Raw genomic sequence first — 23485 nt, forward strand, 5'->3', positions numbered from 1 at the left:
TCCTGACATTTAATCATTAAAGGCATTGGCAGCAGCTCCAACATCCTCTGCCTGACCATCTAACAAGGTAGATGTATCCTCCAAATGGAAATAATATTTATATACTGATGCAGCAAGTTCTGCTGTATTGGCTGATGTATATCCGTATGCAATACGGGTTGCAATGGAAATCTCAGGATCATTATATGGTGCATATCCTACATATAACGCATGGTTTGGTCTGGTTGGTACCTGCTGTGCGGTACCCGTCTTACCGGCAGAATCCACAGTAAGTCCATCAAACTGCTCATGGGTTTCTACCACCATCTTCATACCGGAATGAATGGCATCCCAGGTACTTTCTGAAATGTTGTCCATTGTGTTCTTTACGGTCGGTTCATAGGTTTCTAATACGTTACCATCGGAATCTGTAACCTGTTTTAACAGGGTATAATTATATACGGTTCCACTCTTTGCAACTGCAGTTACATAACGGGATAACTGTACCGTAGTAAAACTGTTGTTACTCTGTCCAATTGCAGAAGTAATCGGGAACTCTGTGGTCTGCTTCGGTTTACTTTCTGCAATTTCAATTCCGGTTTTAGAATCAAGCCCATACATGGATGAGTATTTATTAATCAGTTCCACTCCATGGTCTTCATTATAAGTCCCATTTACCATACTTAAATCGTAACCAACTTTATAAAAGAAATAGTTACAGGAATCTCCTAACGCCTCTGAAACATTGATGGAACCGTGACTGCTTGGATAAATCCAGCATTTTGGTCCATTTGCTACTTCTTCAAACTGTCCTTTATCCAAAATAGTTGTACCAGGTGAAATAATACCCTCAGTAAGTCCTGCTGTTGCAGTAACCATCTTAAAGGTAGAACCAGGTGCCGTCGTCTGCTGTGTTGCATTATTATAGAACGGATTTGATAAATCCTGATACAGTAAATTATAATAATTACTGTCTACTGTATTTGCCAGACGGTTGGTATCATAGCCCGGATAAGTAACACATGCCAACAGTTCGCCGGTCTTTACATCTGTAATGACACAGGAGCCGGAACAAGGATCCAATGCAAGCTGTGCCGGTGTGATCTCAAGATTCTTCACCTTTTCTTTTATAAAATTAAAGGCACTGATGCTGCCGGACTGTAACCCACTTACTGCCGTGTCATCATAGTTTAACACTTTTTGGTCAAAAAGTGCAAGACAAAGCTGCGTTCCATTAATCAGGTCATCGTGAATCATGTACTTATACATAATCTTTGAAAATCCCTTATCTGATGCCAGTTCTTCTACAATATAGCTGACCAGTGCATCATAGATTTCAGAAGAATCAGAATACTTCTCGTCTACGGAAAACTTCGTGATATCAATCCATTTCTGGCTGATAGCATAATTTAAATATTCATTTACACTGATTTTATTATCTACATAATTTTTATAAGTTTCATCCGATTTGTCAATGGAATCTGTAAGCAAAATTTTATTATTGACCAGCATTTTCGGAATATAGGTCATATAATTCTGCATTTCCTCAGGCAACTCATCCACTGGAGTTGCGGCTGAACTGCTAAGGCTGCTTTCCACCTGGGCTAATACTGTTTGCTGTTTACTTCCAAAGGCACTGAAAATCTGTTTTTCCACATCGGAAGCATCTTCAGCACTAAAGTGGTTTAAATCCAATACATTATTATTAATCAATGCAAAATACACATCATCAATTGGAATCAGAATATCGGACGCTGTTCCGGCTGCGGTATTATATTCTTTGATATTCACAATTTTAGAATATAAGATTCCGGCAATTTCCTGTTCCAAAAGATTATAAACCGCTTCCTGCAAATCTTTATCAATAGAAAGATAAACGTCATTTCCGGCCTGTGGCTCAATCCGTTCGGTTGTCTCCATTACTTTTCCGAGACTGTCGACATAAACGGTTTCACTACCCTTTTTGCCCTGTAGTGTTTCGTCCATAACCTGCTCAATTCCGGATTTTCCAATGACATCATTTAAAGAATACTCATCATTATCAGCAGATAATTCATCATATTCTTCCTGGGAAATCTTTCCGGTATATCCGATAATATGGGAAAAATACTCGCTGTCTACATATTTTCGGATGGTATCTTCCGAGATATCCACACCCTGCAATGCATTCATATTTTCTGTAATATATGCTACGGTTTCATCACTAACATTTTGGGCAATGGTTGTGGAAATATATTTCTGATAGCTGTTTTCTGCAATGGCACAACGCAATACAACAATCCGGTATAAATCTTCTCTGGCATAATCATCTTCTGATAAATCATAGCCATTCTGTTTGCTGGATCTGCAAAGGTAATCCATTACCTGCTTTGGGGTTGCTTCTGCTTCGTTATATTTCAGCTTCTTATTATAGGCTAAATCATCCGCAGAAGAATGTCCATAAGTGTCAGCAAGGAAACGCTTTAATGTGGTTCCCTCTACCGTATAATAATAGTTCCCGTCATCATCCAGTCCGATTTCAAAATCATTTTCAATGACATCGCCGTTTTTATCCAGCTCTTTGATAATATTGTAAAGTTCTGTATTAAGAGCCTCATTCTTTTCTGAAGTCTTGTCATAAGAACCATTATCCTCAATGGTTACGCTGTTTGCCAGTTCGTTGTAGGCTAAAAGATTACCATTACGGTCATAAATATTGCCACGGGAACCATTTAAGATACGTGGTTTCTGGATTTTTAAACTGTAATTATCCTGATACTCTTCACCTTTGATAATCTGAAGGTAAAATAGTCTGCCTATCAGAGTCGATGACAAAAGAATCATGACAACGCAGAGTACAAATATTCTTGATTTTGCAACTTTATGAAGTATTTCTTTCAGTGTATCAAACAAATTTCGCTGCACTCCTTTTTTCAATACGCTCTAACCGCTGGTTAATTTTCAAAATAATGAAATATAAAACTACAGAAATCAAAAGCGTGTATACAAGTTCCGGTATGATAATGTGTAACATATAATATCCAATTGCAAACTGCTTGCGGAATAAAAACCGGAAAAAGTAGATAAACAGATTATAAGATAAATCACTTCCGGCAATCAAAAGCATTGGAAGCTTAATATCGTCCGGGTAAAACATCTTCTTAAAGCATCCGTTTAAGAAGCCTGCATACATATATAAAAGGGCATAAAATCCAATCATCTCCCCAAAAAAGATATCTATCAGCAGTCCACTGAAGAAACCGATAAATATCCCTTCTTTTCTTCCGCGCATAAATCCAAAAGATGCACAGACCACAATCAAAAGATTCGGGGAAATAGACGCAAAGGATAACGCCTTAAATAATGTGCTTTGCAATAAAAAGCATACAATAATAATTAATGTAACGGTGATTTTTCTTCTCATCAATCAGACCCCGTTTCCTTTTTGTCAAGTATAACCAAAACCTGCTGAAGATGTTCAAAGTCAACTGCCGGAGTAATGGTTCCTGATTTGGTCAGGTGGTTGGAATCTTCCGAAATACTGCTGACATATCCAACCAGAATGCCCTGCAGATATTTGTCACTGACATTGGAAGTTACAATCTGATCTCCTATCTGAACCTTGTTCTCACTGTCGTTTAATCCGGAAAACTCGATTACCTGGTCTTCATTCATACTCTGAAGATTACCATTTATGATACAGTTATCTGACGTATTTAATATCATGCCGTATACCTTGGCAGAATCATCAATCACAGAACGCACCTTTGCATAATGTGGTCCCACATCAATAACAATTCCTACCAGTCCGTTTCCGGCAATAACATTCATATCTACTTCAATTCCATCTTTGGAGCCTTTGTCAATGGTGAAGACAGAAAACCAGTTGCCCGGGTCCTTTCCGATAACATTTGCTCCGGTTTTCTTGTAATCCGAATACTGCTGGTCTAAAGCTAACAGTTCCCTTAAATTATCCAGTTCATACTGTTCTAATTTAAGGGTGTTTAATTCGTTGGTCAGTTCTTCTACCTGTTCCTTCAACTGTTCGTTTTCTTCCATGACGTCATTCAGATTTTTTAAATTATCTGCCTTGTCAGAAAGCCATGTACCAGCATAATTGATTCCCTTCTGCATTGGTTCAAAAATTGCACCGGCAATCGAATTCAACGGTCCGCCACCAAGATTCAATGAAAAACTGACATACATTGCCAGAATACATAATGCGGTCATGGACAATAATATATACTTTGTTGGAATTTGATGTTTTGGTCTACGTCTCATTTTATGCCTCTATTTATATATTTTGGACTTCATACTGAATCCTAAATGTTTATATTTTTCATCTGAAACAATCTTATTCAATCCACGAACTGCACATTCTTCCGGATTCTCGCAGGAATTTACCTTTATATTGGTAATCTCAGTAAATAATTTATCCAGATTATGTATTTTAGAACCGCCACCGGTAATATAAATACCGGAATGAATAATATCTTTTGCAAGTTCAGGCGGAGTCTTCTCCAAAATCATTTTAATAGAGTTACAGATAGAATTAAGATTATCCTTAATTGCAGCATAAATGACTTCTGCAGTAATCTCCATCTCAATCGGCAGACCACTGACTACGTCACGGCCAACTATAACCATACTCTTTTCCATGCCAGGTGTACCGGAACCAAGTTCTTCTTTTAAAGTCTTAGCAGTTTTGCGTCCGATTACAAGATTAAAGTTCTTTTTGATGTAACTGCTGATGGAGTCATCAATGCGGTTTCCACCAAAATGCAGTAAGTCACTTAATACAAGTCCACCCAGGGAAATTACTGAAATTTCTGTGGTATCTGCTCCGATATCTACAATCATGGCTCCGGTCGGCTCATTGACATCAAGTCCCAAACCAACAGCATCAGCCAATGGCTTCTCACATAAAAGGACAGACTTCGGTTTCATTTTGCTCTTATAAAAGATATCAAAGAAAGCTTTTTTCTCAACTTCCGTAATATCTGTTGGTACCGCAACGATAAATTCTGCACCACGGGTCTTGCCCTTTGCGTGTTTTTCTAAAAATTCCTGTATCATGGTCTGCATATTATTAAAATCTGCAATAACACCACAGATAATCGGAAAAGAAACCTGAATCTGCTCCGGTGCCTTCTCATACATTGCATACGCTGCATCACCATAAGCATACATCTGATTCTTATTTATGATGGCAATCGTATTTTTTTCATTTAGTATTTTCCCAGTTGCCTTGCAATATACCTTCATATTAGAGGTTCCAAGATCAATTCCATAAATGTTATTCGACATTTCTTTCTCCCTCCGGAAATCATAGCATTTCCTGTTCTTTAAAACTAAAATATTTTTTATCACCAATAATAATATGATCAGCAAGCTCAATTTCAAGAAGCCTGCCGCCTTCCACTATCTTTCTGGTAACTTCAATGTCCTGCCTGCTTGGTAGCGGATTTCCGCTGGGATGATTATGCACTAAAATCATATGTACTGCATGATATTCAAATGCTTTCAAGAAAATCTCCCTCGGGGAAATCAGTGAGGCATTTACTGTGCCAATTGAAAGAATGGAATCTGCAATCAGATGACACTTCGTATCAAACATGCAAAGCATCAGATGTTCTTTTTCTTCATGCCGAAGCTGCTCCATATAATAGTCTGCTACGGAAAAAGCATTCTGCATTACAACTGCCTGCTGGCGTCCGGTCTGTGCAATCCGCTTTGAAAGCTCTGCGATACACTTTAACTGGATTGCTTTTACTTTCCCGATACCCGGAACCTCCTGTAATTCCTTAAGACTCATCTGATAAAGCCCTAAAAGATTTCCGGTGCGTTTGCTCAATACATGCTTTGCTACTTCTGTTGAAGAACTTCCATTTGTGCCACAGCGGATAATTACCGCTAAAAGCTCTGCATCCGATAGGGATGCCGCCCCGGATTTCAAGCACTTTTCATAGGGCTGTTCGGAGACTGGCAGATTTTTTGCTGTCATATTATAACCTCTTTCTACTCTCACCGGTAACCCATTTCTTCCAAAAAGGCATATACTTTATATTAACACATCATATCTTCATTAACAAGTTTCTGTTCATAAAGTTTTTGTAAAGACATCAGGATTCCAAGTTTTGCATGATACCAGGTCAGTCCACCCTGAAAATATACGGCATACGGCTCTCTTAATGGACCATCGGCACTTAATTCAATGGAGGAACCCTGTACAAATGCCCCGGCAGCCATAATGACATCACTGTCATAGCCCGGCATTGCCCATGGCTCCGGTGTTACATAGCTGTCCACCGGCGCTGCAGCCTGAATTCCTTTGCAGAATGCAATCAGACCTTCCGGGCTGTTTAAGGTAACTGCCTGAATAATATCGTGACGGCTCTCTGTGCCATTCGGTACAACGGCAAAGCCCAGTCTTTCGTAGATATTTGCAGCAAAAATTGCACCCTTTAATGCACCTGCTGTAACTACCGGTGCCTGAAACAGTCCCTGATAGAAAGAAGAAATTACATTTAAGGAAGCACCCACTTCTTTGCCGAGTCCCGGAGAAGTAAGGCGGTATGCTGCATTTTCCACACATTCTTTTTTGCCGACAATATAGCCGCCGATTGGTGCCAGTCCGCCCCCCGGATTCTTAATCAAGGAACCTACAATCATGTCTGCTCCTACATCCAGTGGCTCTCTTTCTTCTACAAATTCACCGTAGCAGTTATCTACCATACAGATAACGTCCGGTTTTATGGATTTGATGAAGGAAATCAGTTCTCCAATCCGCTCTACGGATAAGGTAGGTCTTGTCTGGTATCCCTTGGAACGCTGAATGGTCACAAGATGTGTTTTCTCATTGATTGCTTTTTTGATATTCTCATAATCAAAGCTGCCATCGGAAAGTAAATCTACCTGGCGATAAGTAATGCCATATTCTGCCAGTGAGCCTTTGGATGGTCGAATACCGATAACTTCCTCTAAAGTATCGTACGGTTTTCCTACCGGTGATAATAATTCGTCCCCCGGTCTTAAATTTGACATCAATGCCAGTGCCAGTGCATGGGTTCCGCAGGTAATCTGCGGACGGACCAGAGCATCTTCTCCATGGAAACAGCTTGCGTATACTTTTTCCAGTGTATCTCTTCCCAGATCGTTATATCCATATCCATTGGACATGGCAAAGCATTCTGCGGAAACTCTGTTTTTCTGCATGGCATCAATTACTTTCATCTGATTATATTCTGCTGTTGCATCAATTGCTGCAAAACGTTCTTTTAATTCATCCTCTATCTTTTTCCCAAAACGGTATACTTCTTTGCTGATACCCATTTCTTCATATTTCTTTTCAATCATTTCTTCTCTCATCATTTTCCTCGTCTTTCCGGCTGCAATTCCTTCCTAAACTACAGCAAGTCTATCATATAATGTTCTCTTTCTTTTTGTATGAATAAAAACTTAAGAAATAATAGCTTTTTCCTTAAGTATCTTTATCATGTATGCAAGAATTGCCTCATTTTTATAATCAAACTCATTTTTGTTAAGCCAGATGACATCCCGTTCCCGTTTAAACCATGTAATCTGCCGTTTTGCGAAATGTCTTGTTTCCCGCTTGATAATATAAACTGCTTCTTCCAAAGAATAACTGCCATCAAGATAGGATAACATTTCTTTATAGCCAATTCCCTGCATTGCCACCATATCTTTGGTGCAGCCCATTTCCTTTAAGCGGCGGACTTCTGCTTCCAGTCCATCTTCTATCATTTTATCTACTCTGGCATCGATTCTTTTGTATAAGTGGCTGCGCTCATCATTTAATACAAAATAGGCAAAATTATAAGGTGAAGTCCGCATCTGCTCTTTTGCATTATGCTCAGAAATCTTTCTACCGGTCTCCTGATAGAATTCCAACGCACGGATGACGCGTTTTCTGTTATTCGGATGGATGGCTTCGGCAGATTCCGGGTCCACTTCCTTTAACCGGTCATGAAGATACTGATTGCCATGTTCTTCTGCCAGCGCTTCCAACTCTTTCCGGTATGCACTGTCACTTTCCTGTTCCGTAAAATCAATATCATTTAACAGCGCCTGGATATAAAATCCGGTGCCGCCGGCAATAATCGGAATCTTTCCGTGGGCATATATTTCATTTAAATATTTTTGGGCATATTCCTGAAATTTTACCACATGAAATTCATCGAAAGGCTCTAATTCATCCACCAGATAATGACGTACACCATCCATTTCTTCCGGTGTGATTTTTGCGGAACCTACATCCATATGTTTATACACCTGCATGGAATCGGCGGAGATAATCTCTCCGCCAATGACCTTTGCAAGCTGAATGGATAATTCTGTTTTTCCTACCGCAGTAGGACCTGTCAGTACTACAATTGGTTTCTTCATCATCTTTTCCTACACAATCCGCTTGAATTTTTTCTCAATTTCATATTTTGACATAGCAATAATCGTTGGTCTTCCATGTGGACAATTATATGGATTATCAAGCTTCATCAAATCCTTCATAAGCTGTTCCATTTCCGGCAGGCTCAGTCGCTGGCTTCCCTTTACTGCAGCTTTGCAGGACATGGATGCAATTTTATCTAAAATAACATCTGCCGTTGCCCGCTCGGATATGCCATCGGTAAGCTCGTCTAACATGTCAATCAATACATCCCTGGTATTCAGCCGGTAAAGATTACCCGGAACTCCGCAGATACTGTATTCTGCACCACCAAAGTGCTCAATTTCGAAACCTAGCTTCGTAAATTGTTCTTTGAATCGCTCCAGTACTTCTGCCTCACGCATGGATAATGTTATGACAATCGGCGGGCTGATAGCCTGAGAAGTAAACTCTTTCTTCTCAAACTGCTTTTTTAATTTTTCATACATGACTTTCTCATGGGCAGCATGCTGGTCTACAATAAACAGTCTGTCATTATATTCTACCAGCCAGTAGGTATCAAAAAGCTGTCCGATAATCTTCTGCTTTGCCATCTCCTCTTCTTTTAAGAAAGAACCCTGTTCATAGCTTCCTTCCGGCTTTGCTCCGTAAGTTTCTTCCTCCCGGAGGACATAGGCTTCTTTTGCCAGTTCTTTTTCCGTTTCTTTTTTCGATTGTTCCGGAAGCGGCTCTTTCCGAATCCGTTCTTCCATCATATCTTCCGGTGGCATTGATTTTATCGTATCAAGAAGCTTTTCCTGTGTCGCAGAGCTGACTGACCCGGTTCCCATTGGTCTGCTGACAGGATATTTTATTTCGTAAGGACTGTCTTTTCGTACTGCCTTCCGGATTTCTTCCAAACGTTTCTGCTCAAATGGCTCCGGCATTACCTTCTCTATCTTAGGAACTTCCATCTCGTTTTTCTTTGGTGTATCCACCGGAACTTCCGGTATAATATCACGGTGCACTAGCGCTGCCGATAAAATACTCTGCACTTCCCGGTACAGCTCCTGCTGGTTGGAAAAGCGAAGTTCCATCTTGGTGGGATGCACATTTACATCCAAAAGACTACTGTCAATCTCAAAATAAAGTACCGTAAAGGGATACTGATGCTGCATCAGAAACGGTTTAAAGGCATCCTCTATAGCCTTGGATAAAATCTGGCTCCGGATAAATCTGCCATTGACAAAATATAATTCGTAGCCCCGGTTTCCTCTGGAAATCATCGGCTTTCCAATAAATCCACTGACTATAAAAAGCTCGCTTTCATGTGCAATCGGAAGCAGCGCTTTTGTAATATCCCTTCCGTATAAATGGTAGATAATATCCTTGATATTTCCATTTCCGGATGACTGCAGTTTTACCTGATTATTCATAATAAATTTGAAAGCTACGTCTGGATGGGATAAAATCATCCGCTGCATCAGTTCATGAATATAGGTGCCTTCTGTCTGGGCGGATTTTAAGAATTTCTTTCTTGCCGGTGTATTATAAAAAAGATTCCGTATAATAAAAGTGGTTCCATCCGGCGCACCGATTTCTTCCAAAGAAAATTCCTTTGAGCCTTCAATGAGATAACGGGATCCGGTAAAATCACCGTTTGTCTTTGTAATGAGTTCCACCTGACTTACTGCTGCGATACTTGATAATGCTTCACCTCGGAACCCTAAGGATGTAACGGTAAACAAATCTTCTACGGATTTAATCTTACTGGTGGAATGACGCAAAAATGCCAAAGGAATCTGTTCCCTTTCGATTCCGCAACCATTGTCCGAAATACGGATAAAGGATATTCCACCTTCTTTGATTTCAACCGTTACTGCACTGGAACCTGCATCTATCGCATTTTCCACTAACTCCTTTACCACCGAGCTTGGTCGTTCGATGACTTCTCCTGCCGCAATTTTATCAATTGTTTCCTGACTTAACAGTGCAATCTGTGGCATAACGCCATCCACCTCCTTTACCATCTGTTTTTCACTTTATTCTGTAATTCGTATAACTTATTCATTGCTTCGATTGGTGTCATCTGACCCAAATCCAGTTCTTTTAATTCGTTTAATATCGTATCGTTGTCCATGGTATCAAGCAGTGATATCTGTTCTAAATCCACCTCGTCTAACTTCGGTTTGCTGCGTTTACTGCTTCCCTCCGCACTGATATTCTGAACGATTTCCGTAATATCATTATTACTTAATTCTTCTACAATTTCTTTGGCACGTTCAATGACATTATCCGGCACTCCCGCAAGCTTTGCTACCTGGATACCGTAACTCTTATCAGCTCCGCCTTTTACAATCTTGCGCAGGAAAACGATATCATCACCCTTTTCTTTTACTGCAATGCAGTAGTTATTTACGCTATTTAATTTGCCTTCCAGCTCCGTCAGTTCATGATAATGGGTTGCAAATAATGTCTTTGCGCCAAGAAGCCTTGGATTACTGATATGCTCTACCACTGCCCAGGCAATACTCAATCCATCAAAGGTACTGGTTCCACGTCCGATTTCATCTAAAATCAAAAGACTGTTGGAAGTGGCATTCCGTAATATGTTTGCCACTTCTGACATTTCAACCATAAAGGTACTCTGTCCGCTGGCGAGGTCATCAGAAGCCCCTACTCTGGTAAAAATACGGTCTACAATTCCAATTTTGGCTGATTTTGCCGGAACAAAACTTCCGATTTGAGCCATCAGGACAATCAACGCACTCTGTCGCATATAGGTAGACTTTCCTGCCATATTCGGACCGGTAATAATGGACACACGGTTGCTGCCATTATCAAGATAAGTATCATTTGCCACAAACATTTCATTCTGAATCATCCGTTCTACTACCGGATGTCTGCCGTCTTTGATGTCGATAAGACCTTTTTCGTTTAATTTCGGACGGCAGTAATTATTCTGTTCCGCTACCGTTGCAAGAGATGCAAATACATCAATCTGTGCCACTGCTTTGGCGGTCTTCTGGATACGGACCACTTCATCCGCCACCTTCTGGCGGACTTCCCGGAACAGTTCATATTCTAAGACAATCAGCTTGTCTTCCGCACCTAGGATAACATCCTCTAATTCTTTTAATTCCGGTGTGATAAAACGCTCAGCATTTGCCAGAGTCTGCTTTCTGGTGAAATATTCCGGCACCATGTCTTTAAAGGAATTGGTTACTTCAAGATAATAGCCAAATACTTTGTTATATTTGATTTTCAGATTCTTGATTCCGGTTTTCTCCCGCTCTTTTGCCTCCAAATCAGCAAGCCAGCTCTTTCCATCTGTCTTGGCTTTCCGCAGGCGGTCCACCTCTTCGTTATAGCCCTCTTTTAAGATGCCGCCGTCATGAAGGGTAAGTGGCGGTTCTTCCGTAATGGAGCGTTCGATTAATTCGTATAATTCATCCAACGTATCAAGCTGCTCATATAAACGTTTTAAAAGTGGTGACTGAAAATCACTCATCAGTGTCTTAATCGGTGGCAGCATATGTATGGAATTGCGAAATGCAATCAAATCCCTTGGACTTGCGGTCTGATAAGTAACACGGGTAATCAACCGTTCCAGATCATAGACCGGATTTAAATATTCCCGGATTTCTTCTCTTGTGATGGCATTGGTATTAAATTCGTCAATGGCATCATAACGTTCTTCTATTTCCGTGCGCTCAATTAATGGCTGTTCCACAAAGCTTCTTAAGGTTCTTGCTCCCATGGCTGTCCTGGTCTTATCCAATACCCAAAGGAGAGAACCACGCTTTTGCTTTTCCCGGAGGGTTTCAACCAGCTCTAAGTTTCGTCTGGTAGAACTGTCAATAATCATGAATTTTCCGGTGGTATACGGATGAATTGCCACCAGATTGGAAAGGGTTGTTTTCTGTGTCTCGTAAAGGTATTTTAATAATGCACCGGCTGCAACGACGCCGCTGTCATAATCTGCAAGACCAAGTCCCTCTAAATCCCTGACTTTAAAATGATCCTTTAAAGTCATCTGTGCTGTCTCATCAGAAAAATACCATGCATCCAGAGAATAAATTACGATTCCCATACGGTTTTTCATATCATCGATATCAATTCCGCTGATATAAAATGCTTCATTACAGATGATTTCTGTCGGCTGGTATTTATTGACTTCGTCCAATAATTTCCGTTCCGAATCCACTTCTGTCACATAATAGTCTCCGGTGGTAATATCTGCAGAAGAAATACCATAATGGTCACCGATATATGCGATACACATGATATAATTATTTTTCGTTTCATCCAGTGCCTGTGCATTTAAGGTAGTTCCCGGCGTTACAACTCTTGTTACTTCACGCTTTACCATTCCCTTGGCAAGCTTTGGGTCTTCCACCTGCTCACAGATAGCAACCTTATAACCTTTTTTCACCAGTCTGGTCAGATAAGTTTCTGCTGCATGATATGGGATTCCGCACATGGGTGCCCGTTCCTCTGCACCACAGCTCTTTCCGGTTAAGGTAAGCTCTAATTCTTTTGATACAACCTTTGCATCATCAAAAAACATTTCATAAAAATCACCCAGACGGTAAAATAAAATACAGTCCTTGTATTCTTCATGTGTTTTTAAATAATGCTGCATCATTGGTGTATATTCCGTCAATGTTCTGTATCTCCTTTTCTATTTCAAAACACCTGTTGTTTTAATCTATTTTAAGTCTTGCATATTTTCCTGCAATTGCTTCCGCTACTTTCAATCCGTCCATGGCTGCTGACATAATACCGCCGGCATAACCGGCACCTTCTCCGCAAGGGTAAATGCCTGCAATATTACTTTCAAAGGATTCATCCCTTGTAATCCGCACCGGAGAGGAAGTTCGGCTCTCCACGCCGGATAAAATGGCATCCTCCCTGTTATAGTCCGGAATGTATTTCGGAAAGAGCTCCATTCCTGCCTGAAAAGATGCTGCTAATTCTTTTGGAAAAATTTCCCTGAGATTTGCAAATGTATGTGCACCCTTTGTGGTACTTTCAAAAGCCCCATATCCTGTAGATATACGATTCTCTTTAAAATCTCCGTAAAGCTGCTGCGGAATTGCTCCGTTTCCAATGCGATAGGCATTTTTTTCCAATTTCCGCTGAAACTCAATTCCAGCTAACGGTCCATCCCCTTCAAAATCATCCGGTCGAACCGATATGATAATGGCACTGTTGGCATTCTGCCCGGCTCTTGCATGATAGCTCATGCCATTGACTGCCAGCATACCTTCCTCCGAAGAAGCATTTACTACATAACCACCCGGACACATACAGAAAGAATATACCCCGCGGTGATTCTCAAGATTTGCGGTCAGCTTATAGGATGCAGCAGGCAGCAGGGTATTTTTATGTCCGTTATACTGGCATGCATCAATCATCGCCTGCGGATGCTCTACACGAAATCCCACTGCAAATGCTTTGGCTTCCATCATAAGTCCCGCTTCCTGTAACATTGGGAAAGTTTCTCTGGCGGAATGTCCGATTGCCAGCACCAGAACGTCTGTTGCTACTTCCTTTTCTCCGTTAATCCGGATGGCTTCTACTTTATCTTTCTTCCCATTCAGCGTAATGTCTGTAAGCTGGCTGAAAAAGCAGTAAGTTCCACCCATTCTTTCAATTTCCAGCCGGATGTTTTTTACGACTGTTTTTAAAATATCAGTTCCGATATGAGGCTTATTTATATATAAAATTTCTTCCGGAGCGCCCATTTTCACAAAGATTTCTAACACTTCCCGGTTTCTTCCTGCCACATCTTTTACCAGCGTATTTAATTTCCCATCGGAAAAAGTACCTGCTCCGCCTTCTCCAAACTGTACATTCGTCTTTGGATTTAAGATGCCGTCCTTCCAGAAACGTTCTACTTCAGCGGTTCGCTCTTCCACACTGCTTCCACGCTCCAAAATAATTGGACAATAGCCATGCTTTGCCAGTTCATAGGCACAGAACATTCCAGCCGGGCCGCTTCCTACAATAACGGGTCTGTGGGACAGCTGTTTCTCTCCGGCAGCCGGGAAATGATAATGTATATCCTTTGCTTTAATGATATTGGCATTTTTATTCTTATGTAAAATCGTATCTTCCTGCTTCACTTCCACATCCACTGTGTATACAAAGGAAAGTTCATTTTTTCTTCTTGCATCAATGGATTGCTTTCGAATCTGATAACGGATCAGATCCTTTTCATTTTTTAGATGAAGTGTTTTGATAATCTGTCTTCTTAACATCTCTTCCGAATGTTCAATCGGAAGCTTTAACTGATTTACTCGTATCATGATAACTCCCTTGCCACATGTATCCCGGCTACTGCGCCGCTGCTCCATGCCCATTGCAAATTATAACCACCGCAGATTCCGTCAATATCCACCATTTCTCCGGCAAAATAAAGTCCCGGACAAAGCTTTGACTCCATGGTTTCTGCATCTATTTCATCAGTGTCTACGCCACCGGCAGTCACCTGTGCCGTATCAAAGGTATTCCAGTCAGTAATATCCACCCGGAGTCCCTGCACCGTATCTATAAATCTCTCTAATTCTTCTGTCTGCAGCCGGTTCGCATATTTTGCAGCTTTTATATGTGACTCTTCTAATAATACCGGAATTAATTTTTCCGGGAAAAAGCCGATTAAGGCTTCCCCGATGTGTTTTTCATCTGCTTTCTTAAATCTTTCCTTGAAATAGGTTAAGCACTGTTCTTTCTCCCAGAATGGCACAAAATTAAGTGTCGCATAGACTTTTTTCTGTTCTGATAACGCTCTTGTGGCAACTCTTGAAAGCTGAAATACCGGAATGCCGGATATTCCATAATTCGTAAGCTGCAATTCTCCCTGTTCGCTGCATACATGCGTGCTTTCTATGTATAAATCGACCTTCGCATCTGCACGAATTCCTGCAATATCAGCAAAAAATGACTGTTTTCCCTTCAATCCGATAAGCCCCGGTACTAAATCTATGATATGATGTCCCAGACTTTCAAGATATAGGAAACCGCTTCCATCACTGCCGCTTTTCCTTAAGGTCTTACCACCGGTTGCCATTATGCATTTTGTTGCATAAAAATCACCGCCCTTGGTATGAAAAGTGAAGCCCTTTGCGGTCTTTTCTATGCCTCTTATGCCACAGCCACAAACCACTCCAACGTTCTGTTTCTTTAATTCCATCAGCAACACATCCCTGATTGCAGTTGCCTGCTCGCTCTGAGGATAATATCCGCCGTTACGCTCCTTTGGATATATGCCAAGTTCTTTAAAGAACTGCAGTGTCTCTTCCAGTCCAAACTGCTCAAATACAGGTGCAACAAAAGCAGGGTTCTGTCCGTAATATTTGTCCACACCCTGCACTTTATTTGTATAATTACATTTACCGTTTCCGGTTGCTAAAATCTTCTTACCAGGTACTTCGTTGTGCTCTAAAATAAGAACTTTTGCACCGTTTCGTGCCGCCATAATGGCTGCCACCAATCCAGCAGCACCTCCACCGACTACAACGACACCTATGCGTTCTGTATGCTTACTCATGCCAGTTATTTACTCTTCTCTCTATTTCTTTTGGACTGCTATGCAATCAGACCCATTCAGCCTTTTAGATTGTATCATAACAGTCTGAAACAATCAACTTTTTAACTGGAATAGCTTTCTAAGAAACGGTATAAATCTTCCAGTGTATCAAAGGTTTTTCCATTGCTGATTTCTTTTTTCAATTCTTCCGGCAGTCCCTGATAAGCAATTCCAGTATACATGTATAAGGCATCCTCTTCGCCGAAATAGACATTCAGGTACCCGTCCTCTTCCCGGACAACAAATGCTTTTTTATTCTGAATGTTTGCACTTTCCACACTTTCCTCGAATTGCTCCGTCTCAGCTTCCTGAACTTCTATTATTTTTTCCTGTTCTTTTTCATTCAGTTTCAGATAATACTGTCTTCCACCAATCCATGCAGAGATAGATAATACCAGTGCTCCAAGGAAAAAAGTGCGCATACGTTTTGTGTTTTTCATATTCATCACCACAAACAGTATGCGCAGGTTTTTTCTTTTTATACAATTTTTTCAAGAATTCTATGTTTTGCCCTTTTATTGCATTTTTATAATAAATGTAATTTCTTGGCAATACGGACGAAAAGGTATCCCTTCGGGAATTTCTTTAATTCTTCCTCACTTAAGCCTTTTAATAATAAAAGCATTGCACCGTATACAACAGCTCCGATTACAATTGCAAGTATAGCTGCAATGGCATTTACCTTAATAACAGCAAAAATACCTTTGTAAACGCCAAAGACTACGACACCCATAATGGCAGAAGCTGCCACCGGGATTAAGAAAGTTTTCACAACTTCCTGACGATAACCACTGTATTTCCGTAAAGACATTGCGTTAAAGAGGCACATAAAGAATGCAAATAAAGCATTCGAATATACCACTGCATAAATACCAAGATGTAAACCAAACATCATCACTAATAGTGCAATCAGATGCAGTCCCAATGCGATAGCCGCATTTTTAACAGGCTCTCTCATCCGGTTAATTCCCTGTAACAATCCATTAGATAATGTGGAAAGAGAATAGAACAAAATTGCAACAGCTCCCGTTGTAAGCATGGTTGCTGCAGTAGTTCCGGTGCTGCCATAAAGATGCAGCAGCTTTAATATCGGTCCTGACAGCACTGCAATTCCAATGGTACAAGGGAATGCAATTACCATAATAAAGCGGATTGCAATGTTAATCTGGCTTCGCACGGACTCTCTGTCCTTTCTTGCATACGCACCGGTAAGATTTGGTACGCAGGAAGCCGCCATCGCAGAAGCAATGGAAATCGGAATATTGATAATAGTCTTATATTTTCCGGAGAAGATTCCCCACCAGACATCAATATCATCCGGCTTATAGCCCTGTAATTCCGCTACGTTCTTATAGATACCCTGATCTAAAATTGCACTGATATTATAAATTGTGGTACTTAAAAGTACCGGAACAATGGTCATAATCAGTACACGAAAGACATTCTGATAGGATTCTGTTTTGCTGCTGGTATCCCGGCGCATCTGTCGTTTAAAAATACGTTTGTATGCCAGAAACAACATTCCAAGGAATAAAAGTGCAAACACTGCTCCCATATTGGTACCCAGTGTTCCACCTGCAGCACCGTAAGCAGAGCCATACTTTTCTTTATTTCCAAGCACTGCTCCGATTCTTGCCCCATATCCATAGAGGATATAGGCAGCTGCAATACTGACAATCGCATTGACAATCTGTTCGATAATCTGTGAAATGGCACTCGGCATCATGGTACCAAGTCCCTGGAAAAATCCACGTAAGACTCCTAATACAGCAACTACCAGTATCGTCGGTGCCAGAACCTTCAATGCAAAAATACTAAGGGGCGTATTCAGCATGTTTGTGAAGAATGACGCACCAAAGAAAAGAATCAAACTTGCAGTAAGTCCGGTACCGGTTGCTAAAAGCAGGGCCCCTTTTACAATTCGATATGCATTTTTTCTTTGCCCCTTCGAGACACGGGCAGATACCAGCTTGGATACCGCCAATGGCAGGCTGTATGCAGAAATAATCAGCAGGATATTATAAATTTCAAAGGCTGCACTGTAATAACTGTTACCGGTATCTCCAATGATATTTGTCATCGGGATACGATAGAGCAGACCGATTATCCTGCTGACTATAGAGGCAATTGCAAGAATGGAACCCTGTACTAAAAAGTTGGAGTCACTCTTTTTTCCTGAACTCATAAATTTACCTCAAGTAATTTTCGAAATAATTATTTTGCGGAAGGTGGTGTAAACTCATCTTCTGTTGCATAGATATTTAATTTCTTCTCCATATCATTTAACAATACACATACCATGGTTTTACCCTGGTTTAATGTGATTTCATTTCCGGAAGCGTCATAGTATCTGGTTGGCTCGTTTTCGCTTGCTTTCTTCCATGTCACATCTATTACTTTACCGTTAGTAATATATTTTCCGGTTCCTTCACCGGTGCTCTCAACATCCAGATAACCGTGTGCATCATCTAACTTGGTATAATCGCAGTACTGAAGCAGAATGTTCTTAAAAGCAAGCTGTGTGCCTGTATTTTCATCCATATGCTCTTTTTTATACTGGAAACGATAGTATAAACCATCTTCACTGTTATATACAAACCAAGGATTGTTTACATAATATCCCGGCTGAACCACTGCTGCATCTGCTCCATCTGTAAGTTCAATTTCTTTTTCATCATCCTCATTAAACTGATAATGTCCTTCATAATCGGAAGGCAGCTCGGTATCATAACCTTTTAATTCAATTCCGGCATCAAGACCATCTGTGCTTACAAATGCATTGTGTGGAGCCTTTCTTGACTTGTCACGATAGAAAGTAGCAGAATCAATGGCACCCTCTAAACCGTTTAAGTCCTCAACTTTGCCACTCTCTAATAGCTCAGTTGCGTAAATTGCCTGTCCGTAATGAACATAAATTGCATCAAATTCCATTGCATAATATGCATAGTAGTGACGACAGCTTCTTACAGAACCAATCTTGTCTAATCCGGAGTAATCCTGGAAAATTGGCATCAGACGGGTAATTCCGCCTTCAGCAGGAGCTTCGTAAAGTACGTCTGCCTGCGACAGTCCATACTGTGGCAATGCATCATTGGTATTTCCAATCATGATTGCAACCGGTTTCTTCTTTGCTAAATCTGCATCAATCCATTCACCGGTCAGGTAACTTCTTGCCATACCATCTTTGCCGGTTTCGGTTTCGGTTTCCGGTTCTGCTTCAGAAACGGTTTCTGTCGGTTCCGGAGCTTCCTCTTTTTTCTTACATCCAGCTAAAAGACTGGTTGCCATCAGTGTCATGCATAAAACAATACTTAATCTCTTTTTCATGATGTTCCTCCATTTTTATCTTAAAATATTTAAGCATTCTAAAATCTCACGCTGCTTTCCTTCCATCACTGCAGCTTCCTGCTCTTCCATATGGTCGTAACCAAACAGATGCAGCATACTATGTACAATCAGAAATGCAAATTCTCTTTGCATACTGTGACCATATTCCTCTGCCTGTTCTCTGACCTTGTCCACAGAAATAATAATATCTCCCAGAAGAATTTCCCCTGTATCCGGGTTAAAGCAGTCCTCTGTCTGATTCTCTATCTGGGAAAAATCTCCCGGTGCATCATATTCTAACATCGGAAAGGATAAAACGTCCGTCGGGCGGTCTATCTCCCGGAACTCTTTATTTACCTTCCAAATGCCATCATTATCTGTCAGCGTAAGACTGATTTCTGCTTCAAAAGGAAAATGCTCATGTTCCATTGTAAACGATATTACATCTTTTGCAAGTGTTTCATAATCAAAATCGAAGGTAACCTCCGTTTCTTTCTCTATCGCAAGGCTCAAAATAAATCCGCTCCTTTCGTTAAAAACTCTCTGATTTTAATAAACTGGTTCATGCCAAGATTCGCTTCATCATATAATCCGGCAGCTGATTTTTCGTTTAATGTCTGATAAATAATAATATCATGATTCCAGCTGTTCTTCACGGTTTCCTTGTCCAAAAGTTCAAATTTGGTAACAATACTGTCCACAATATGTACGATTGCGGACTCTATGGAGCTGATGGCATTTAATTCACCATTGTATTCGCTTAAAATCTTAACCACGTTTTTCGGAAAACAGTTAATCTCAGCAAGACGAACTCCATTTTCTACAAACGGCTCACCCTCAAGTTTTCCAATCCGGTAGTAAAAGCCTGCCGCAGCTACCGTCTTATCATCTGCCCCTAACTCCTTTGCACATTCTTCTGCCACACTCGAAACTTTACGGGCATGTGCATAATCAATTTCCGAATAGTTTTTAATCTCCTGTACCAGCGGAAAATTTTCTGCAATAATTTCAGCTAAAGTACGTTCTTTTTCATGCTTCGTATAATAATACAGCCTGTCTGCAAAAAAGTACGAAAAAACTGCAGTCAGTATCATGCTGCATCCTGCGGATAAGTACTGATGATAATTGATTTCAAAGCTGCTGATGTAATAGAAGATACTCGGAACAGCAAACGACAATGCAACGGTCATGATGCATCCATAAATTTTATATTTTTTCTGGCTGATTACCATAAGCAGAATTCCGGAAAGTACCGTCAGCATAGTATATGCCGCATATTCATAAAAACTGCCGCTGGAACACATGCAAAGCAGTGTATTAAAATAAATTCCGCCTAAAATACCAATCAGTTCATTTCCGCCACAGGAAAGAATCATGACCGGAATCATGACCGGTGCCATATATGCCGGCATAAAAAAGAAACCCACATAACAGGCTGCTGCTGCAAGAAAGCAAAGAAACAGCTGATGAAAATCACTTCTTTCATTCCGGTTCAGATGCCCTCTGATACGTTCCATTTCAATCACTGCAATCAGCAATGGCAGATATAAAGCATTTACAAAAACAAGCACCAGTACACGGTCTATGGTAAACTTGCAGATAATTGCCAGAAAAACAGAATAAAGCGCAACGGAAATAAGGATTCCCAGCATACGAATCATTCTTTTGGGTGAAAATCTATCTTCCTTCATTTTTCGTTACTCTTTTCGTTCTTTTATTTGCTTTTGATTCATAATCGTCATAGGCTTTTACAATCTTCTGTACCAAAGGATGCCTTACTACATCAGCACTGGTCAATTTGCAGACGGATATCTCATCCACATTGCGAAGTACACGTAATGCCACATCCAGTCCCGACTTCGTTCCCGGAGCCAGATCCTTCTGGGTAGCATCTCCGGTCACCACAACCTTGGAGCCAAATCCAATACGTGTTAAAAACATCTTCATCTGTGCCGGTGTAGTATTCTGTGCCTCATCCAAGATAATAAATGCATTATCTAAGGTACGGCCTCTCATATAAGCCAATGGTGCGACTTCAATAAGCCCCTTTTCCATATTCCGCTGAAAGCTTTCTGCTCCCATAATCTGATACAGTGCATCATACAGCGGGCGAAGATACGGATCTACCTTGCTCTGTAAATCTCCCGGAAGAAATCCTAATTTCTCACCGGCTTCAATTGCAGGACGGGTTAAAATAATACGATTTACTTCTTCATTCTTAAATGCAGTAATTGCCATTGCCATGGCAAGATAAGTCTTTCCGGTTCCGGCAGGCCCGATTCCAAATACAATCATCTGCTTACGGATGGCATCCACATAAGCCTTCTGGCCTAAAGTCTTTGGTTTCACCGGTTTGCCGTTTATCGTATGGCAGATGCAGTCCTTATCGATTTCTACCAACGAGCCTTCTTTATGTTCTCCCAAAAGAGAAAGTGTATATGCAACCTTCTGCTCATCAATCATGTTTCCTCTCTCTGCCAGTTGTAAAAGTTCTGCAAACACCTTGCATGCACCCTCTACATTTGCGGTATCTCCAATGACTTTGATTCCTTCATTGCGGGGCACTACCGTAACATTTAAGGTCCGTTCAATCAATTTTATATTATGGTCAAATTGTCCGAAAATATTGGAAACATGCTCTGCCGGTATATCAATTCTTGTTTCATTCAAGCTCATTTAATACTAGCCCTTCCTCTGTGTCTTCTGTATCAGGTGCTGTAAGCTGTTCCGTTTCGTGCCTTAAAGCAGCTTTTGTGCGCACTTTGATGATTCCTTCCATGATACAGTTTTTATCGTCCATATCTATAATAACATTTTTTTCTAAAATTTGAATATTTTTTTCTGCTAAATGTGACAAATAAATATTAAAATTTTCTGTAGCAACCGCTTCTGCCTGCTCTTTCGTATAAATTTCCTGTTCTGTCCGATACTCTTTTAAAGTACTATAATAGATTCCAAGTGGCAGATAAAAGTCCCCATGGAGGCAAAGCTGCTTATAATCCGTGGTTTTGTCTGCACATTCAAATTCATCGCTTAATGCCGGAAGTGTTATTACTTTTCCGAAGAAATCAATGGAATACCGTTTCTTTTCTGCACCGGTCATTCTTTTTTCTTCGTGGGCAAGGGAAAATTTATCATGGTAGGGATATTCCGTCAGTAGATAGATATCCGCATCTGCATTGCAATATTCATAGGCATACCGTTCCCCGCTGTCATTGGTCAAATCAATCCGGCCACTTACTAATATATCTCCTGCCTTTACTGCATCGCCGTTCTTTACTAGTGGGGTTCCATTTCTTGTAATAATGGATTCCACTGTCGCATCCTCTTCTGCTATCAGGTCTGAAGCTTCATACGGCAATTCTTCCATTGCTTCCTGCTGTACCAGATTTTCCTTGATTAATACCGTCATTTTCGTTCCGTAAATCTGTACCGATGCCCAGATGATTTCCGGAAACTGTGCCCGCAGATCCCGTTCTAACTGTTCGCAGTCAATTGTACGAATCCGGTCTCCGTAACCACAATCCTCCTCATCAAGAAATGTTAAAACGGTTTCTGTCGTAACAGATGAATTACCATCTACCTCCACATTCCAGAGAAATCGTGATAAAAACCACACCAGACCAGCTGCGAGAATTACTCCCATCAGGAAGCATTTTCGTTTCCGGTAACGGTTCATCCAGAACGGAAATCCTATTTTGCGCAGAATCCGAATCCTGCATCCGGTCTTGCTTACGAACGGACGGATACTCCAAAATGCACGAATGCTGATAAAAAAGCGATAAACATCTTCCTCTTTTCGTAGATTCCAGATTAAAATATTGTGATTGCCACACAGATTTAAAAATCGCTCCGGGGCATAACCACTTAAGACTACCTCAAGGTAACCGCCTATATATTTAAGCAGGGAAAGTGTTGTCATAGAAAACCTCTATTCATACTCAATACTTTGGATGATTCCTGTTATTTTCATCTCTTCATTCGTATAATAGGAAATGTTGAGATTTTTTCCACGAACAAGAATCCGGCAGCTTTTCGCCTGAATCCTGATATATTCTTTCTCGTATTCTAAGATTCCCTTATAATTTTCCAACAGCAGTTCCCTGTTACCCATAACGGTTACAATTGCTGCCCGGTAGACTAAGTCTTTCGGCAGTTCTAAGGATTCCACCATATGATTTTTAAAATCTTTTTTTAGCTCTTTCTTATTGTTTTTCCTCATA

19 protein-coding genes are annotated in these 23485 nt (G+C 40.6%); all 19 read right to left on the reverse strand.

All coding sequences use genetic code 11. The annotated features are described in order from the left end of the window. Positions 1-9 precede the first annotated feature (9 nt). Positions 10-2871, reverse strand: coding sequence for a penicillin-binding transpeptidase domain-containing protein (locus LKD41_RS00525; protein WP_227700093.1), 2862 nt, complete (start codon positions 2869-2871; stop codon positions 10-12). Then, a complete protein-coding gene (mreD, locus tag LKD41_RS00530; RefSeq protein ID WP_022243808.1) occupies positions 2864-3382 on the reverse strand; it encodes a rod shape-determining protein MreD in 519 nt (172 codons plus the stop codon). Before mreD ends, LKD41_RS00525 begins: the two co-directional genes overlap by 8 nt. Then, positions 3382-4239 carry a rod shape-determining protein MreC gene (mreC, locus tag LKD41_RS00535; protein WP_227700094.1) on the reverse strand — a complete coding sequence of 286 codons (858 nt, stop codon included), beginning with the start codon at positions 4237-4239 and terminating at the stop codon, positions 3382-3384. Before mreC ends, mreD begins: the two co-directional genes overlap by 1 nt. A 9-nt stretch (positions 4240-4248) precedes the next feature. Further along, positions 4249-5265, reverse strand: coding sequence for a rod shape-determining protein (locus LKD41_RS00540; protein ID WP_022243806.1), 1017 nt, complete (start codon positions 5263-5265; stop codon positions 4249-4251). Between the two features lie 19 nt (positions 5266-5284). Continuing rightward, entirely contained in the window at positions 5285-5962 is a 678-nt protein-coding gene (gene radC, locus LKD41_RS00545; protein ID WP_227700095.1) for a RadC family protein, read from the reverse strand. Positions 5963-6024: 62 nt separating this feature from the next. Further along, positions 6025-7326, reverse strand: coding sequence for a methionine gamma-lyase family protein (locus LKD41_RS00550; protein WP_117841050.1), 1302 nt, complete (start codon positions 7324-7326; stop codon positions 6025-6027). Positions 7327-7416: 90 nt separating this feature from the next. Beyond that, entirely contained in the window at positions 7417-8367 is a 951-nt protein-coding gene (miaA, locus tag LKD41_RS00555; RefSeq protein WP_227700096.1) for a tRNA (adenosine(37)-N6)-dimethylallyltransferase MiaA, read from the reverse strand. 6 nt (positions 8368-8373) lie between these two features. After that, the gene (gene mutL, locus LKD41_RS00560; protein WP_227700284.1) at positions 8374-10347 is read right to left on the reverse strand and encodes a DNA mismatch repair endonuclease MutL; all 1974 of its coding nucleotides are present in this window, start codon (positions 10345-10347) and stop codon (positions 8374-8376) included. Positions 10348-10364: 17 nt separating this feature from the next. Then, positions 10365-12989, reverse strand: coding sequence for a DNA mismatch repair protein MutS (mutS, locus tag LKD41_RS00565; RefSeq protein WP_227700285.1), 2625 nt, complete (start codon positions 12987-12989; stop codon positions 10365-10367). Between the two features lie 58 nt (positions 12990-13047). Continuing rightward, positions 13048-14655 (reverse strand): NAD(P)/FAD-dependent oxidoreductase, encoded by a 1608-nt coding sequence (locus LKD41_RS00570; protein WP_227700097.1) that lies wholly within the window; start codon positions 14653-14655, stop codon positions 13048-13050. Continuing rightward, positions 14652-15896, reverse strand: a complete 1245-nt coding sequence (locus LKD41_RS00575; protein ID WP_227700098.1) for an NAD(P)/FAD-dependent oxidoreductase — start codon at positions 15894-15896, stop codon at positions 14652-14654. Before LKD41_RS00575 ends, LKD41_RS00570 begins: the two co-directional genes overlap by 4 nt. A 101-nt stretch (positions 15897-15997) precedes the next feature. After that, entirely contained in the window at positions 15998-16375 is a 378-nt protein-coding gene (locus tag LKD41_RS00580) for a hypothetical protein (protein WP_227700099.1), read from the reverse strand. A gap of 86 nt (positions 16376-16461) precedes the next feature. Continuing rightward, positions 16462-18120 (reverse strand): putative polysaccharide biosynthesis protein, encoded by a 1659-nt coding sequence (locus LKD41_RS00585; RefSeq protein WP_022243797.1) that lies wholly within the window; start codon positions 18118-18120, stop codon positions 16462-16464. Positions 18121-18149: 29 nt separating this feature from the next. After that, complete coding sequence (locus LKD41_RS00590) at positions 18150-19262, reverse strand: DUF3048 domain-containing protein (protein WP_227700100.1); 1113 nt, start codon at positions 19260-19262, stop codon at positions 18150-18152. 15 nt (positions 19263-19277) lie between these two features. Next, positions 19278-19775, reverse strand: coding sequence for an rRNA maturation RNase YbeY (gene ybeY / locus LKD41_RS00595; RefSeq protein ID WP_227700101.1), 498 nt, complete (start codon positions 19773-19775; stop codon positions 19278-19280). Further along, complete coding sequence (locus tag LKD41_RS00600; RefSeq protein ID WP_227700102.1) at positions 19772-20953, reverse strand: hypothetical protein; 1182 nt, start codon at positions 20951-20953, stop codon at positions 19772-19774. The genes ybeY and LKD41_RS00600 overlap by 4 nt, the downstream gene beginning before the upstream one ends. Further along, a complete protein-coding gene (locus tag LKD41_RS00605; protein WP_022243793.1) occupies positions 20940-21938 on the reverse strand; it encodes a PhoH family protein in 999 nt (332 codons plus the stop codon). Before LKD41_RS00605 ends, LKD41_RS00600 begins: the two co-directional genes overlap by 14 nt. Beyond that, positions 21925-23184, reverse strand: a complete 1260-nt coding sequence (locus tag LKD41_RS00610; protein WP_227700103.1) for a sporulation protein YqfD — start codon at positions 23182-23184, stop codon at positions 21925-21927. Before LKD41_RS00610 ends, LKD41_RS00605 begins: the two co-directional genes overlap by 14 nt. Before the next feature lie 9 nt (positions 23185-23193). Then, positions 23194-23484, reverse strand: a complete 291-nt coding sequence (locus tag LKD41_RS00615; RefSeq protein WP_227700104.1) for a YabP/YqfC family sporulation protein — start codon at positions 23482-23484, stop codon at positions 23194-23196. Position 23485: the final 1 nt, after the last annotated feature.

Origin of the sequence: Roseburia sp. CLA-AA-H209 (assembly GCF_020687575.1) — a bacterium.
Taxonomy (GTDB): Bacteria; Bacillota; Clostridia; order Lachnospirales; family Lachnospiraceae; genus Roseburia_C; species Roseburia_C amylophila.